This is a genomic window from Citrobacter sp. Cu096, assembly GCF_030332285.1.
Taxonomy (GTDB): Bacteria; Pseudomonadota; Gammaproteobacteria; order Enterobacterales; family Enterobacteriaceae; genus Citrobacter; species Citrobacter meridianamericanus.
The window spans coordinates 91,254-107,928 of sequence record NZ_JAOWID010000001.1 but is presented as its reverse complement, the minus strand read 5'-3'; the positions used below and the strand labels follow the sequence as shown (position 1 = coordinate 107,928).

Sequence of the window (16,675 nt, the reverse complement as noted above, 5' to 3'; positions counted from 1 at the left end):
TAGCTGCCCGGGCAGGAGAGAAAGTCCTGGTTCAACACGCCGTAGTGCTGAGTATTACTGGCCTGCGCCCAGCATCTCGCTATCGATCACAATGCCTTCTTCAGCACCCTTTAACACAAGGTTTGCTTCATAGTATTTACCTGAAGACAGCAGTTTCTGCGCGCTGGTAACGGCTTTACGCGTCTGATTCAGGGGCATCAGATATTGAGTCTGAAGTACGCTGATACCAGCCAGTTGCAAAGTATCTACTGCACCTTTCCAGTCGCCTTTGGCCATTTTGCCATTCGCTGTTTTGATTGCAGATTCTTTGGCCGGAGTAGCAATATAATCTTCTGACAGCGCAACCGTCGCATTGATGACCACGTACTGATCGTCAATCATCTTGGCTTTAGGCGCAGCCTTTACAAATTTCGCCCAGTCGTGGCTGTCACCTGCCAACAGGGAAGCGGCGTCATCTGTTAATTTTTTAGCACTGTCAGGCTGTCCATGAAACAGAGCCAGACGGGCAAGCTGAATATCACGCATCGCATTTGCACCTTGTACCGCGACCTGCATAATATCGGCAGCTTCTTTTTGTACATTTGCTGTAGCAGTTTGTGCCGGAGTGGTAGTGGTCGCTGCCATTACCGGTGCTGAACCCATCATGGTTGCTAGCAGACCCGCAAGAATAATCTTTTTCATTACTTTCTCCTGAATAAAGTTGGTATATGTCACCAAACGAAATAAGCATATTAAATAAATTAAATGAGAGGAATCAGAGCCAGGAAGGAATAATGAGCGTTTAATCTTACAGATGTCAGACGTCTGACGTGTGTAGGATTTTACGGATAACGGATTTCCTTTATTCTTATATACGAATCCTGAGTGGAAGTCTTATCATTCCATGGTAATTGATATGTATCAACTGAGTATTATTCTTTTATTTGCAGGTTACATTGCATTGCTATGTGACGGAGGATGTATGTTTGTTTTTAACCAGCGCAGCCTGAAAGCGTTCAATGAAAAAACACTATTTCACTATAAAAGACACGCCACGATCATGGCAGTGCTGTTATTGATTTGCGGCATCTGCTGCTTAATCTATCCAATCGCCGCAGGCGTTTACTTAAGCTATGCCACAGGTTTTATGTTCCTGGTATGTGGCTTCTATTCTATTTATAGCCTGTTCAGCGCGGGTAAAAAACAGTTGAAAGCCAGATTCACTTACGCCTTTTTTGCTATGGCGTGGTTACTGTTGGGATACTGTTTCCTTGTTAATCCGGTGATTGGCATGAATTCGCTGGCAATGGTTTTTTGCTGCCTGTTTATTCTCGGCGGTATATTCCGTGTTGCTTCCGGTGTCAAAATGTTCCGCAGTCCGGGCTATGGATGGAATATCTTTATTGGTATTTTTGACCTGCTTATTGCTGGCGCGTGGCTGAATATGGATCCTGACAGATCTTATGTGTTTACCTCCATCTTTATTGGTGTGGAGATGATCTTTAGTTCTTTGGCTTTTATCAGTCTGCGCAGAAATACGACCTTGGCACAAACTGATAAACTCGCTGATAAAAATTAATGCGCCCCTGGAGTGCATTTTGAGTGTTAAAATGTGTCATCAACATCCTGATGCTAAATTGGGTGAACTGGCTGTAAATCTGCAGGATACCGGCCTGCACTATTGATTAACCGTTTTGATAGCCTGGCATTAGTTAGAATTGACAACCTCTGTACCTACCCCGGTCGTTCCCCTACAAGAAAACCAGCTATCCGCGAGAAATTCGCTGGATAGCCGGGTCCGCTAATACTCGTAGATCTCACAAGTGAAGCGCTATCCCTGGGATCTTATATCTTTATCCCAGGGATAGGGCAGGGTATCAGCGCCGTGCTTTAAATCGCGCCAGCATGTTTTCAACAAGCACAAAGAAGAGCGGAACAAAATAGATTGCCAGCACCGTTGCGGCCAGCATCCCACCGATAACACCTGTACCGACAGCATTTTGCGCGCCAGAACCCGCGCCATTGTTTATAGCCAGTGGAATAACTCCAAGAATGAAAGCCAGTGACGTCATCAAAATAGGGCGCAAGCGCATTTTGGCCGCTTCCACCGCGGCTTCAAGCGGCGTTTTCCCTTCTTTTTGCATAATCTCGACGGCGAACTCGACGATCAGAATGGCGTTTTTAGCCGACAACCCCATGGTGGTGAGCAGGCCGACCTGGAAGTAAACATCATTGCTCAGGCCGCGCAGATCGGTTGCCAGCAACGCGCCGACCACCCCGATTGGCACAACCAGCATCACGGAAAATGGGATCGACCAGCTTTCATACAGCGCCGCCAGCGCCAGAAATACGACGATCAGCGAAATGCCGTACAGCATTGGTGCCTGGTTTGTGGACAGCGCTTCCTGATAAGACAGGCCAGTCCAGGCATAGCCGACGCCCGCGGGCAGTTTATTAATCAGCGAGGCCATAAATTTCATCGCATCACCGCTGCTTTTCCCTTCAACCGGTTGGCCCAGAATTTCCATTGCTGGCTGACCATTGTAGCGTTCAAGGCGGGGAGAGCCGTAGGTCCACTCGGTGGATGAGTACGCGGAAAGCGGCGTCATCGCGCCAGAGGCATTACGTACGTACCAGCGATTGATATTGTCCGGCAACATACGGAATGGCGTATCAGCCTGGACATACACTTTTTTAACGCGTCCCTGGTTCAGGAAATCATTGACATAGCGACTACCGAAGGCCGTGGAGAGAGTCTGATTGATATCCGCTAATGCGACGCCCATGGCTTCCGCTTTCCTTGCGTCGACGTGAATGCGGAACATCGGCGTGTCTTCAAGACCATTCGGACGCACCCCGTCGACCTCACCGGACGACTGACTGGCCAGAGCCAAAAGCTCGTTTCGAGCCTGCATCATTTTTTCATGCCCAAGGTTACCGTTATCCAGCAGCTCCATATCAAAACCTGAAGCCGTACCCAATTCTGCCACTGCGGGTAAATTAAACGGATACACGACGGCATTATTGATGGTACTTAAGGCCATCATTGCCCGTCGAATAATGGCGGTAACCGAGTTTTCTTCGCCAATGCGTTCTGACCACGGCTTCAAGCTGATAAACGCCAGGCCATTGTTTTGTCCCTGACCGCTAAAACCAAATCCGCCTACGGTAAAAACAGACGCGACGTTTTTCTGTTCTTTCGTCAGGTAGTAATCCGTTATTTCTCCAAGCACTTTGCTGGTGTTTACCATCGTTGAACCTGAGGGCAATTGCGCCGTGGTCATGAACACCCCCTGGTCTTCTTCAGGCAAAAAGGAGGTCGGCGTACGTAAAAACAGCACCATCATGCCCGCGCCAATGACTAAGTAAACGACCATGTAACGGCCAGTGCAACGTAACAGTTTTCGGGTGCTGTCCGTGTAGTGCTGAGTGCATTTCTCCATGAAATGATTGAATCGGGCAAACAGAAAATGCGTATTTGCCTGCTCGTCATCGTGTGCTTTTAACAGCATGGCACAGAGTGCTGGCGTCAGGCTCATCGCCACAAACACCGACAGCAGCATGGAGGAGATCAAGGTGATGGAAAACTGACGGAAAATTTCTCCTGTCGCGCCGCTCATAAATGCCATCGGCATAAATACGGCGGATAACACGACGGCAATACCAACCAGCGCCCTCTGGAGCTGGCCCATTGCTTTATGCGTTGCCGCTTTGGGTGACAAGTGTTCTTCGGCAATAATGCGTTCTACGTTCTCAACCACCACGATAGCATCATCGACTAACAACCCTATCGCCAGCACCATGCCAAACATCGTGAGCGTATTAATCGAGAAACCGGCGACGTCGAGAATGGCAAAGGTGCCGAGGATAACCACCGGAACGGCGATTGTGGGGATAAGCGTTGCCCGGAAGCTTTGTAAAAACAGATACATGACGAGGAACACCAGAATGATTGCCTCGATCAATGTATGAAAAACACCCTGAATTGAAATCTCGATAAACGGCGTGGTGTCATAAGGATAAACGGTTTTCATGCTGGCCGGAAACCAGGCCGATAATCGGTTCAGTTCGTGTTTGACCGCCTGAGATGTTTCCAGGGCATTGGCGCCAGCGGCAAGTTTAATCGCAATCCCGGCTGCGGGTTTGCCGTTGTAACGAGCAACCGTAGCATAATTTTCCGCGCCCAGTTCAATGCGGGCGACATCACGCAGCAAAACCTGGGAGCCATCTTGCTGAACTTTGAGGAAGATCTTGCCAAACTCATCGGTAGTTTGCAGGCGCGTCTGGACGATGATCGACGCATTTAGCTGCTGATCGGCAGCCTGTGGCATGCCCCCCAATTGTCCGCCTGAGATCTGATTGTTCTGAACTTTGAGCTGGGTAATGACGTCCTGCGGGGTGAGGTTATACTTGTCGAGTTTTTGCGGATCAAGCCATATGCGCATAGCGTATTGTGAACCGAATAGCTGCACGCTCCCCACCCCAGCAGTACGGCTTAGCGGGTCTTTAATGTTCGAGGCCACATAGTCGGCAATATCATATTGGCTCAGACTGTTATTATCAGAGATAAAGCCGGCGACCATTAAAATATTGCTGCTCGATTTATCAACGCTGATCCCTTGCTGCTGTACCTCCTGCGGCAAGGATGGCATTGCCAGTTGCAGCTTATTCTGTACCTGAACCTGCGCAATATCGGGCGATGTGCCCGTTTTGAAGGTCAGGATGATTGACGCATTACCTGCCGCATCGCTGGTGGATGACATATACATCAGGCCATCAAGACCATTCATATTCTGTTCAATCACCTGAGTCACGGAGTCTTCAACGGTCTTGGCGTCAGCCCCTGGGTAGGCGGCGCTGATGGTAATGGTCGGGGGAGCAATTTGTGGATATTGGGCGATCGGCAGATTCATTATTGCGATACCGCCGGTAAACATCATGATAATGGCAAGCACCCATGCGAAAACCGGGCGCTCAATAAAAAAGTTGGCCATGAAGAGAGTGTCCTTAATACCTGAAATATTACTGTTTTGTTACCGCATCAGGGGGGTTCAGTTTTGAAGGGAGGACCCGGGCTTTGACTCCCGGACGAATTCGTTGTAGTCCGGACACAATGACCCGATCGCCGGGACGTAGACCTGCGGTCACCAGCCATTGATTGCCAACGGCCTTCACGGCGTTTATTTCGCGCAGTTGCACCACGTTTTCCTGGTCAAGGAGAAGCACGGTGGCTTTTCCTTGCGCGTTATGCGTAACCCCTTGTTGGGGGACCATCAAAACGTTCTGCTGACTGCCTTCGTCCAGCAACGCCGTGACATACATCCCGGGTAAAATTTCACCTTCAGGATTCGGGAACACCGCGCGCAGGGTTACCGAACCAGTGGTCTCATCGACGGCGGGATCGGCAAACTCAAGCGTACCGGTATGACGATAGGGTTTGCCGTTTTCCAGCATCAGCTCAACAGGAATTTTGCCCTGTTGCTGGGCGATTTTGCCGTTGGCTTTCTCTTCTTTCAGGCGTAAGAAGTCTTGTACTGACTGCGTTAAATCAACATAAATAGGATCCAAACGCTGAACGGTGACCAGTGCGTTTTGCTGGTTGGCAGTGACCAGGGCACCCACGGTCACGGATGATTTACCGCTGATGCCATCAATCGGCGAGGTGACATTGGCGTAACGAAGGTTGATGGTGGCCTGCTCAAGATCCGCTTTGGCGACAGCGACATTGGCTTGCGCTTCATTCAGCTGGGAGCGTGTTGTGTCGTAGTCCTGACGGCTGACGTAATTAGATTTAAGTAACGCTGACTGCCGATTTAATGTGAGACGTACATTATTGGCCGTCGCTAATGCCTTTGCCAGTGCGCCTTTGGCTGAATCCAGTTGCGCCTGCAGCGGAGCAGGATCAATTTGATACAGTGATGCTCCTTTACTGACTTTATCACCCTCAATAAAATTGCGTTTTATGATTATCCCGCCAACCTGAGGCCGGATTTCGGCGATCTCGAATGAAACCGCGCGACCCGGAAGTTCACTTTTAATATTTACTGAAGAGGGCGCTAAGGTAATAACGCCGACTTCGGGCTCTATGGCGGTGTTTTTTACTGCTGGTTTATTATCGCAGGCGGTGATAATGACGCTACTAAAAAATAATGGTATCAAGAGTAAGCATTTTCTGTTCATAGTTATCCCTGAATAATGTGTAAACACAAATGTTCTTGTATTGCATGCAGGATGGGAGAGTGATCGATAAATAACAAAAGATGCTCAGGCATGAGACGACTAAAGCCCATTTTTCGCTAAAGTGCTAGCGGGTAAATTATAGGTAACAGGAAGAATTCATGTTAGCCGAAGGATCGCATTCAGTGGCATGGCGCAATAAGATAAACACGGAAGATGATAAGGATGTTTCGCCTGTATCAAATTCCGCGATAGATTAGCGCCATCTAACTACGGGGTTATTTTACGAGCTCCGGTGTAACCTCGGTTACGGTATTTGTGTAGTAGGGGCCTCCCCACATCGGTTCAGGCCAGAACGCGCCGTATCCGTAATCCCACAGGTTATAGGTGGTGTTGACAGTATCTGTTAAATGCCAAATCTGAATGCCCTGTAAATCAACTTTCACAAAGTTGTACGGGACCTTATTGATGAATCCAGGTTCTTCCCCTTGAATTGTCCCTAAAATAGTCACGAAATGGTTTCTGTAGTTTACCGGGTCGAGAAACCCTTTCTGCTGGGCAAGTATACGTCCCTGATAGTTCGCGCCTATTTGTGGTTTGGCGTAGCTGTTCAGTGGTAATACGGCGATTTCCAGTAGCGTATCTGTTTTGGTGTTAATCACATTGATGACTTTACCCCCAAAGCGAGCCTGCTGACCGGTATATAACCCGGGTTGGTTGTGCACTGAGATAAAGTTTTTTTGAATATCGGATTGATTATTACCTTTGATATTCTCAGGAATTGAAGCACATGCTGCCAGGGCGAATGTAAGGGCAATAACCAGCAACCCTTTTACTTTATTCATTTTTACTTTCCTGCTAAAAAAGACAGGCCTATAGTAAACCTTTGCCCATTATTGTCAGCACGCACATTGTTGATTGGCTAATAGTCGTATAATTGTAGCTTATGGTAATAATAGAGAGTATTTTTGGACATATTCCCGTCACGTGACGGGAATATAAAAAGACGGGCCATCAATTTGTGGACTGCCCGGTTACCCGACAGAATGACCGCGTTCATTGCTCCCGTCACCCAGGCGGTAAGCCAGCGCAACCACTAGCGACTGTACCAGACACAGCGTCGCTGACTGAGAGCGAAACGCGTCAACCTGCGCCTCTTTTACCACAAAGCAGAGATCGCTGAACGTTGCCAGCGGGCTTATCTGGCTGTCGGTTATGACTATCTGGCGCGCGCCTGCATTGGCCGCAGTTTCGCTGACCATCACCGTTTCTTCCGCATACGGCGAGAAGCTTATCGACACAACAATATCGCGCGCTTTGATGCGGTTAATTTGCTCGCGCAACATCCCACCCATACCGTCGAGCAAAATAGGGCGACATTCAAGATGGCTCAGAGCGTAGGTGAGATAGGCGGCTACGCTAAACGAACGACGCAGACCAGCGATGTAGATGGTCTCGGCTTCTGCCAGTAATTGTACGGCGCGTTCTAACATTTCAGGTTCGGCACGGGCCGCCAGCTGCTGTAGGGCCTGAGTATTCGAACGGGCGAACTCCTGCAGGATATCAAGTGGCGTTTCTGGCACGGCTTCGCTTTCCATCTCCCGGAACAGGCGCGCGCGATCGCTGTAGCTGGCAGTTTCCTCCACCAGGTTCATACGAAACAGCTGTTTCATTTCGTTGAAGCCGGTGAAGTCAAAGGCGTTGGCGAAGCGGATAAGCGTTGAGGGAGGCACTCCGGCCCGCTCGGCAATGACGGCAACCGTATCAAAAGCCACGCTATTTGTATTATCCAGCACATAGCGGGACACCTGCTGCAGCCTCTTGCTCAGTCCATCGTAGCGATCGCGGATTTGCTGCTGCAGTTCGTTCAGGCTGGTTGCTGTCGTCATTTTACCTCCTGTTGCATAGTTTTATGATTCTAAACGCAAAACCGCGTCTTTGAAATGTCACTCATTCATCCGACCGAAAAAACGAAACAAAAGCTTCAGACTTATCTCCTGCTGAAACGTTCTGCCAGTGCAGGTGAATCATGCAATTTCACTTGTTAACATAAAAACCCATCCTTGATCACATTAATCATTATTTATTTTATTTCAACTTAAAATGGAATGTTTGTTTCATATATAGTACACAGATAGCAGCGTTCAGGTAACAGTCACGTATCAACAGCGAGAGGTTAAGGATGGAGACGGTAGCGAATTTTATTCATGGCGAATGTGTCACCGGTTCAGGCCAGCGCGTTCAGGCGATCTTCAACCCGGCCACCGGCGAACAGATCCGCCAGGTGGTGATGAGTACAACACAGGAAACCGAACAGGCCATCGCGGCAGCGTATGACGCGTTCCCTGCCTGGGCGCGACACTCTCCACTAAAACGTGCGCGAGTGATGTTCCGCTTTAAGGCGCTGCTGGAAGAGAACATGGATCAGTTGGCGCGCATCATCAGTGAAGAACATGGCAAGGTGTTCTCTGACGCGGTCGGTGAATTGACGCGCGGCCTGGAGGTGGTGGAGTTTGCCTGTGGCATCCCACATCTGCAAAAGGGTGAACACTCAGCCAATGTAGGGACCGGAGTCGATAGTCATTCGCTGATGCAACCGCTCGGGGTTTGCGTGGGGATCACACCGTTTAACTTTCCGGCAATGGTGCCGATGTGGATGTTCCCCATCGCATTAGCGACCGGGAATACCTTCGTACTGAAGCCCTCGGAAAAAGATCCTTCTCTTGCATTGGCGCTGGCGAAATTACTGCAAGAAGCAGGTCTGCCGGACGGTGTGTTCAACGTCGTCCAGGGCGATAAAGAGTCCGTTGATGTGCTGCTGACCGACCCGCGCGTACAGGCCGTGAGCTTCGTCGGCTCAACGCCGATTGCGGAATATATTTATCAGACGGCTTCGGCCCACGGTAAGCGTTGCCAGGCGTTGGGCGGTGCTAAAAACCATTGCATTTTAATGCCGGATGCCGACATGGATATGGCGACTAACGCCATTATGGGCGCAGCTTTCGGCGCAGCGGGAGAACGCTGCATGGCGCTTTCTGTCGTGTTGGCGGTGGGCGATAAAACGGCAGATGAGCTGTGCTCACGACTGGAAAAGCAGATTGCTGCACTGCGTGTCGGGCCGGGGCTTGATCAGACGCCGGAAAACGAAATGGGGCCGCTTATTTCCTCGGCACATAGGAATAAAGTGCTCGGGTATATCGACAGTGGGGAATCTCAAGGGGCCAGCCTGCGCGTGGATGGTCGACGTTTTAGCGTCAAAGGTCATGAGCAGGGCTATTTTGTCGGGCCGACCCTGTTTGATAATGTCACCCCGGAAATGACGATCTACAAAGAAGAGATTTTCGGGCCGGTACTTTCTGTGGTGCGCGTAGCAGATTACAGCAGCGCGTTGGAACTGATTAATCGCCACGAATATGGTAATGGCACGGCGATTTTCACACGTGATGGCGGCTGTGCGCGTCGCTTCTGCGAAGAGGTTCAGGCGGGCATGGTGGGCGTTAATGTGCCTATTCCGGTGCCGATGGCGTTCCACAGTTTTGGCGGCTGGAAGCGTTCCATTTTTGGTGCGCTCAACGTTCACGGCAACGATGGCGTACGTTTCTATACGCGGATGAAAACCGTTACCGCACGCTGGCCAGAAATGCTGCAGGACACGGGGGCCGCGTTCTCCATGCCGACGCTGGGCTGACAGGAGGGTTTATGCAAACCGAACGTATGACCATGGCTCAGGCGCTGGTCAAATTCCTTAATCAACAATATATCTGTGTCGATGGACAGGAAGCGCCTTTTGTCGAGGGTGTGGCGACCATCTTTGGTCACGGTAACGTGCTGGGTGTCGGCCAGGCGCTGGAGCAGGATCCCGGTCACCTGCAGGTGATGCAGGGCTGTAACGAACAGGGAATTGCGCATATGGCGACTGGATTCGCCAAACAGCATCGACGCCAGCGTATTTTTGCCGTCACGTCGTCGGTTGGACCGGGGGCGGCGAATATGGTGACTGCCGCGGCGACCGCGACGGCGAACCGTATTCCGCTGTTGCTGTTGCCCGGGGATGTCTATGCCAGCCGCCAGCCGGATCCGGTACTGCAACAAATTGAGCAATACCATGACCTTGGCATCAGCACGAATGACTGTTTCCGGCCTGTCTCGCGTTACTGGGATCGGATTAATCGCCCGGAGCAGTTAATGAGCGCGATGCTGAACGCGATGCGAGTGCTTACTGACCCCGCAGATACTGGAGCAGTCACTATTTGCCTGCCACAGGATGTGCAAGGGGAAGTCTGGGATTACCCGCAGAGCTTCTTTGCGCGCCGCGTGCATTTGATTGAACGTCGTCCACCCGATCCGCAGCGTCTGGCGATGGCGCGGGCGCTTATTGCCCGCAAACGTCGTCCGCTGGCGGTATGCGGCGGCGGGGTTCGCTATTCCGGTGCGCATGAGGCATTTCAAACGTTTGTTGAAACGCTGCAACTGCCATTTGCCGAAACTCAGGCCGGAAAGGGGGCGCTGGTTAGTGACCACCCACTTAACCTTGGTGGCATTGGGGTTACCGGGGGGATGGCCGCCAATCAGCTCGCGCCGAAGGCCGATCTGGTGATCGGCATCGGCACGCGTCTCACCGACTTTACCACCGGCTCGAAAGCGCTGTTTTCTCATCGGGACGTTGAATTCCTGCTGCTGAACGTGGCGGAGTTTGATGCGCTGAAGCTTGATGCTACTGCGCTTATCGCCGACGCCCGTACCGGGCTGAATGCACTAACCGAAACGTTGAAAGATTACCGCAGCGATTGGGGGAATGAGGTAGCGCAGGTGCAAGCGGCCTGGCGCGATGAGTGCCAGCGTTTGTGGGATCGCGACTGGCGTCCTGACGACGAACCTGAAGTGGCGGGGCATCTTGACGCCCAACTGGCAGAATATGGCGACACGCTTAACACCCGGTTGACCCAGACTAAGGTGCTGGGGCTTATCAATCAGCACATCGAAGACAACGCTATTGTCGTCGGCGCGGCTGGCTCGCTGCCTGGCGATTTACAGCGCATCTGGCAGGTCAAAACCCCTGACAGCTATCATCTGGAATACGGCTACTCCTGTATGGGCTATGAAATTGCGGCTGCTATTGGGGCCAGGCTGGCGAAGCCACAGCAGCCGGTTTATGCCATGGTGGGAGATGGCTCGTACATGATGCTACATTCCGAGCTGCAAACCGCCGTTCAGGAAGGGGTAAAGGTGACCATTCTGCTGTTTGATAACGCCGGCTTCGGCTGTATTAATAATCTGCAGATGGGACACGGGATGGGGAGTTTCGGCACGGAAAACCGCCACCGTAACCCGCAAACCGGGCGACTGGATGGGCCTTTGGTAAAAGTCGATTTTGCCCAAAACGCGCAGAGCTACGGCTGTCGGGCGTGGCGGGTACATGATGAACAAAGCCTTCTGGCGGCGCTGGAAGCCTCCCGTGCGCATCCTGGTCCTGCGCTGCTGGATATCAAAGTCCTGCCGAAAACCATGACCCACGATTACGCCGCCTGGTGGCGCACTGGCGACGCGCAGGTGGCCGATTCGCCGTCGGTGCGCAAAGCCGCTGAGCAGACGTTTGAGCAGGTGAAAAAAGCGCGCCAGTACTGACGCAGAGCTATGCCGGATAAGCAAAGCCGCCATCCGGCAATCCTTCCCGACGAAATTTTCATTTCATTTTTCTTTTCTCTTGATCCACCGCCTCCTTCCTGAACGGAAGGGGGCCAATTCCTGCATCTTTCCTTATGTCATGTTGTGATATTGATAACAGATTTTATCTCATTCGTCTCAAAAGTGTTAACTTGCACTCAAAAATATAATTTTCACTATTTATAAAAATGAAATAAATGTTTTATTTAAGGGGTCGTTAGTTCATCGCATTCACCAACACCGGGAGCCGTTATGTTTAACATTGCTTTACTGGGCGCTGGCCGAATTGGCCAGGTACATGCAGCTAACATTGCCAGTCACAGTGCTACCACGCTCTGGTCCGTCGTCGACCCGAATCAGGAATTTGCCACTCGTCTTGCCACCCAGTACCAGGCCCGTCTGCAAAGTCTGGATGAGGCAATGACTGATCGAAACGTTCACGCCGTGTTGATCGCCTCCGCGACAGATACCCACGCAGACCTGATTGAACTGGCTGCTCGTCACGGCAAAGCTATCTTCTGCGAAAAGCCCGTCCACCTGGATCTGGCCCGCGTGCGCGACTGTCTGAAAGTGGTTAAAGAGTACGACGTGCCGCTGTTTATCGGCTTTAACCGCCGTTTTGACCCGCAGTTTCGCCGCGTGAAAACCGACGCACTGGCCGGGCGTATCGGTAAGCCGGAATCGCTGCTGATTATCTCCCGCGACCCGTCTCCGCCGCCTGCGGAATACGTGCGCGTCTCCGGCGGCATGTTCCGCGATATGACCATCCACGATTTTGACATGGCGCGCTTTATCATGGGCGAAGAGCCGGTGTCGGTGTATGCCCAGGGCAGTAATCTGGTGGATCCGGCGATTGGTGAGGCGGGCGATATCGACACCGCATTTATCGTTCTGAAATATGCTTCCGGCGCGATGGCGACCATCGTCAATAGCCGCCGCTCATCCTACGGCTACGACCAGCGCCTTGAGCTGCACGGCTCTGAAGGGCTGCTGTGTGCGGGCAATATTCTCGAAAACCAGGTGCAGCACTACGGCAAACAGGGCTGCAACAGCGCGCTGCCTGAACATTTCTTCCTGCAGCGTTATAAATCGGCCTATGCCGCGGAATGGGAGCACTTTGTTGCGGTACTGCGCGGCGAAGCGGTCCCGGATTGCAGCGGGGACGACGGTGAGCGTGCGCTGTATCTGGCGGATAAAGCGCTGGAGTCACTGCATAGCCAGCGTGAAGTTCTCCTCTGATTGTCATCACAACCAACCCTACACAGAGAGACATAATAATGAAAAAACTGATCTTAGCTGTCCTCATCGCCATGACATCCGGGGCAGCCATTGCTGAAAATGAGCAAATTGTTTTTAGTACGCCAAATCTGGCGATGCCATTTGAAGTTCACATGCAGCGCACGGCGGTGAAAGCCGCAAAAGAGATGGGTGTGAATTTGCAGGTTCTGGACGGGCAGGGTAGCTCGCCGAAACAGGTCGCTGACCTGGAAAACGCCATCACCCGTGGCGCACAGGGTTTTATCGTTTCACCGAACGATGTTAACGCGGTGTCCAGTGCGGTAGATGAAATTCAGGATGCGAAACTACCCGTTGTTACTCTCGACCGCTCCGTCGATAGCCAGAAAAAAGTGCCGCACTTCGGCGCGAATAACTACAAAGGCGGCCAGGCGATTGGCGACTTTGTAAAAACCAAATTTCCTGACGGGGCGGACATTATTCTGCTGACCGGCCAGCCAGGCTCCTCCTCCAACATAGAACGTACTAAAGGTATTCGCGACAGCCTGAAGGCGGGCGGTGAAAAGTACAAGATCGTCGCCGATCAGACGGGTAACTGGATGCGCTCTGAAGGGATGCGCATTGTCGAAAGCGTGCTGCCTTCACTGCCGAAACGCCCTCAGGTGATCCTCTCCGCTAACGACGACATGGCGCTGGGCGCGATTGAAGCGTTACAGGGGCAAGGTCTGAAACCGGGTGAGGTTCTGGTCACGGGCTTTGATGCTGTACCGGAAGCGCTGGCACGCGTGCGTGACGGCTGGCTGGCGGTAACGGCGGATCAGCGTCCTGGTTTTGCGGTGAAAACGGCCATGAGCCAACTGGTGAATAACGTCCGTGAGAAGACCGCAATCACCGGTGCTGACTATCCGCCAACGCTGATAACTAAAGAAAATCTGCAGCAGGCTGAGCGTATCGGTGAGGCCGGTAACTGATATGTCCAGAGCCGCTGCGTAAGTGGCGGCTCACTATGAGGAGGAGCAGACCGATGTCGCAACCCTTACTGAAAGTGACCGACCTGGCGAAAAGCTTTTCCGGCGTCTGGGCGCTAAGCAGCGCACAACTGACCGTTGGTGCGGGAGAAATCCACGCGCTGTTAGGTGAAAACGGTGCCGGAAAATCGACCCTGCTGAAAGCGCTGGCGGGCGCGCAGCCGCAAACGCGTGGGGAGATTTGGTTTAACGGCGAAACGTTGCCGGTAGAGGACTCTCCGGTCGAGCGGCAGAACAAGGGCATTATCACTATTTATCAGGAATTTAATCTGCTGCCCAACATGACCGTCGCCGAGAATATGTTCCTCGGGCGTGAACCGCGCAAGCGCAATCTGATTGTGGATGAAAAGGCGGTGAATCAGGAAGCGCAGGTGATTCTGGATTATTTGCAACTGAACGTTGCGCCAACCACTGCCGTGGCCCGACTGAGTGTGGCACAGCAGCAAATGGTGGAAATTGCGCGGGCGCTGACGTTGAACGCAAAGCTTATCATCATGGACGAACCTTCCGCCGCGCTGAGCGACAGCGAAGTAGAAAGTCTGCACCGGGTGGTGCGGGAACTTAAAGGGCGGGGCGTGAGCATTATCTATGTCACCCATCGTCTGCATGAAGTATTTCAACTTTGCGACCAGTTTACCGTTTTCCAGGATGGACGTTTTACCGGCAATGGTGCGGTTGCACAGACCACTGTAGAACAGCTGATTCGCCTGATGGTGGGGCGTGATGTGGCCTTTAATCGCCGCCCGGCCAGTGAAACTCACCATCAAGATAAACCTGTGCGTCTGGCGGTAAAGGGACTCAGCCGTGAAAAGCCGCCGTTGGATCCGCATGGCATCGCGCTACACGACATTAGTTTCCACGTTCATGCCGGAGAAGTATTAGGCATCGCCGGGCTGGTTGGTGCCGGGCGCACTGAAGTGGCCCGCTGCCTGTTTGGCGCCGACGGGTTTACCTCCGGTAGCTTCGAGCTTGATGGCGTGCCGTATCAGCCGCGCGATCCGCTGTTTGCGCTGGATCAGGGGCTGGCGCTGGTGCCGGAAGATCGTAAAAAAGAGGGCGCGGTGTTGGGGTTGTCGATCCGCGACAACCTGTCGCTTTCCAGCCTGTCATCACTGCTGCAGTGGCGCTGGTTTGTGAATACCCGCAAAGAGGATGCCCTGATCGAGTCTTACCGTCAGGCGCTGCAGATCAAAATGGTCAACAGCGCGCAGGAGGTACGCAAGCTCTCTGGTGGCAACCAGCAAAAGGTGATCCTCGCGCGCTGCATGGCACTTAATCCGCGGGTGCTGATTGTCGATGAGCCGACGCGTGGCATCGATGTTGGTACCAAATCAGAAGTCCATCAGGTGTTGTTTGATATGGCGAAGAAGGGCGTGGCGGTGATCGTGATCTCCTCCGATCTGCCTGAAGTCATGGCGGTTTCCGATCGGATCATCACGCTGAGTGAAGGCCGGGTGACTGGCGAGATCCATGGCGATGACGCCAACGAAGAGCGGTTAATGACGATGATGGCCATCAACCACAACGCCCTGAATGCGGCATAACGGAGTGATTCATGACGCAGATTATTTCTAAAACGCAGGTTCCAGCCAAACGCGGCGGACGTCTCGATCCTATAGCCTTTTTTGAGCGCTTTGGGGTACTGATTTTCATGATCCTGCTGCTGATTTTCTTTCAGTTGCAGAACAGCAATTTTCTTTCTGAACGCAATATTTTCAACATCCTGACCGAAGTCTCCATCTACGGGATCATGGCTGTCGGTATGACGTTTGTCATTCTGACCGCCGGAATCGATCTGTCGGTAGGCTCCATCCTGGCAGTCTGCGCCATGACCGCCGCGTATGTGATTAAGGGCGACAACTTCACCACCGTCGATCCGAACGCCTGGGGCGGCATGAGCTGGCTGATTGGCCTTGGGATCTGTATGGCGATGGGCACCGCGATTGGTTTCCTGCATGGCCTCGGCGTGACCCGCCTGCGTCTGCCGCCGTTTATCGTCACCCTCGGCGGGATGACCATCTGGCGCGGCCTGACGCTGGTCATTAACGACGGCGCGCCGATTGCCGGGTTCGACGCGGGTTACCGCTGGTGGAGGCGTGGTGAACTGCTCGGCATTTCCATTCCGATCTGGATCTTCGCTTTGGTGGCGGTGGGTGGTTATCTGGCGCTGCATAAAACCCGTTGGGGGCGCTTCGTGTACGCCATCGGCGGCAACCCGGAGGCGGCGCGCCTGGCCGGGGTCAACGTCAAGCGCGTGTTGGTCAGCGTCTACGTGCTGATTGGCTGTCTGGCGGGGCTGGCGGGCTTCATCCTCAGTGCGCGTTTGGGCAGTGCGGAAGCGGTCGCCGGGATCTCGTTTGAGCTGCGCGTCATCGCTTCCGTGGTGATTGGCGGCACGTCGCTGATGGGGGGCTACGGACGCATCGGTGGCACCATTATCGGCTCGATCATCATGGGCATCCTGATTAACGGCCTGGTGCTGATGAACGTCTCGGCTTATTACCAACAAATTATAACCGGCTTAATTATCGTTCTGGCGGTGGCGTTCGATACCTACGCCAAGAGCCGTCGCGGCGCACTGTGAGGATCAC

Annotated in this window: 12 protein-coding genes; 7 read left to right on the top strand and 5 right to left on the bottom strand. The window is 52.7% G+C overall.

The genetic code is table 11. The features are described from left to right. Window positions 1-54: 54 nt before the first annotated feature. A complete protein-coding gene (locus tag OGX99_RS00455) occupies window positions 55-681 on the bottom strand; it encodes a YfdX family protein (RefSeq protein WP_151218142.1) in 627 nt (208 codons plus the stop codon). Window positions 682-961: 280 nt separating this feature from the next. On the opposite strand from OGX99_RS00455, the gene OGX99_RS00450 reads away from it, so the two are divergent. Next, complete coding sequence (locus tag OGX99_RS00450) at window positions 962-1,558, top strand: DUF308 domain-containing protein (protein WP_151218393.1); 597 nt, start codon at window positions 962-964, stop codon at window positions 1,556-1,558. A gap of 298 nt (window positions 1,559-1,856) precedes the next feature. Here the strand turns inward: OGX99_RS00450 and OGX99_RS00445 are convergent, their stop codons facing one another. The 4 genes from OGX99_RS00445 to OGX99_RS00430 form a co-directional block, all read right to left on the bottom strand. Beyond that, complete coding sequence (locus OGX99_RS00445; RefSeq protein ID WP_187253071.1) at window positions 1,857-4,973, bottom strand: efflux RND transporter permease subunit; 3,117 nt, start codon at window positions 4,971-4,973, stop codon at window positions 1,857-1,859. Window positions 4,974-5,001: 28 nt separating this feature from the next. Further along, on the bottom strand, window positions 5,002-6,159 hold the full coding sequence (locus OGX99_RS00440) for an efflux RND transporter periplasmic adaptor subunit (protein ID WP_151218141.1): 1,158 nt from the start codon (window positions 6,157-6,159) through the stop codon (window positions 5,002-5,004). Window positions 6,160-6,434: 275 nt separating this feature from the next. Beyond that, complete coding sequence (locus OGX99_RS00435) at window positions 6,435-7,001, bottom strand: Slp family lipoprotein (protein WP_286542279.1); 567 nt, start codon at window positions 6,999-7,001, stop codon at window positions 6,435-6,437. A 189-nt stretch (window positions 7,002-7,190) separates the two neighbouring features. Then, window positions 7,191-8,045 carry a MurR/RpiR family transcriptional regulator gene (locus OGX99_RS00430; RefSeq protein WP_151218140.1) on the bottom strand — a complete coding sequence of 285 codons (855 nt, stop codon included), beginning with the start codon at window positions 8,043-8,045 and terminating at the stop codon, window positions 7,191-7,193. Between the two features lie 293 nt (window positions 8,046-8,338). Between OGX99_RS00430 and OGX99_RS00425 the strand changes: the two genes are divergently transcribed. The 6 genes from OGX99_RS00425 (at window position 8,339) to OGX99_RS00400 (ending at window position 16,668) form a co-directional block, all read left to right on the top strand. Then, entirely contained in the window at window positions 8,339-9,844 is a 1,506-nt protein-coding gene (locus OGX99_RS00425) for a CoA-acylating methylmalonate-semialdehyde dehydrogenase (protein WP_151218139.1), read from the top strand. Window positions 9,845-9,855: 11 nt separating this feature from the next. Beyond that, a complete protein-coding gene (iolD, locus tag OGX99_RS00420; RefSeq protein ID WP_151218138.1) occupies window positions 9,856-11,781 on the top strand; it encodes a 3D-(3,5/4)-trihydroxycyclohexane-1,2-dione acylhydrolase (decyclizing) in 1,926 nt (641 codons plus the stop codon). A gap of 291 nt (window positions 11,782-12,072) precedes the next feature. Further along, on the top strand, window positions 12,073-13,059 hold the full coding sequence (gene iolG, locus OGX99_RS00415; RefSeq protein ID WP_151224216.1) for an inositol 2-dehydrogenase: 987 nt from the start codon (window positions 12,073-12,075) through the stop codon (window positions 13,057-13,059). A 38-nt stretch (window positions 13,060-13,097) separates the two neighbouring features. After that, on the top strand, window positions 13,098-14,027 hold the full coding sequence (locus tag OGX99_RS00410; protein ID WP_032949851.1) for a sugar ABC transporter substrate-binding protein: 930 nt from the start codon (window positions 13,098-13,100) through the stop codon (window positions 14,025-14,027). A 53-nt stretch (window positions 14,028-14,080) separates the two neighbouring features. Next, on the top strand, window positions 14,081-15,628 hold the full coding sequence (locus OGX99_RS00405) for a sugar ABC transporter ATP-binding protein (protein WP_151224215.1): 1,548 nt from the start codon (window positions 14,081-14,083) through the stop codon (window positions 15,626-15,628). Between the two features lie 11 nt (window positions 15,629-15,639). Then, window positions 15,640-16,668 (top strand): ABC transporter permease, encoded by a 1,029-nt coding sequence (locus tag OGX99_RS00400; protein WP_286542274.1) that lies wholly within the window; start codon window positions 15,640-15,642, stop codon window positions 16,666-16,668. Window positions 16,669-16,675 lie beyond the last annotated feature (7 nt).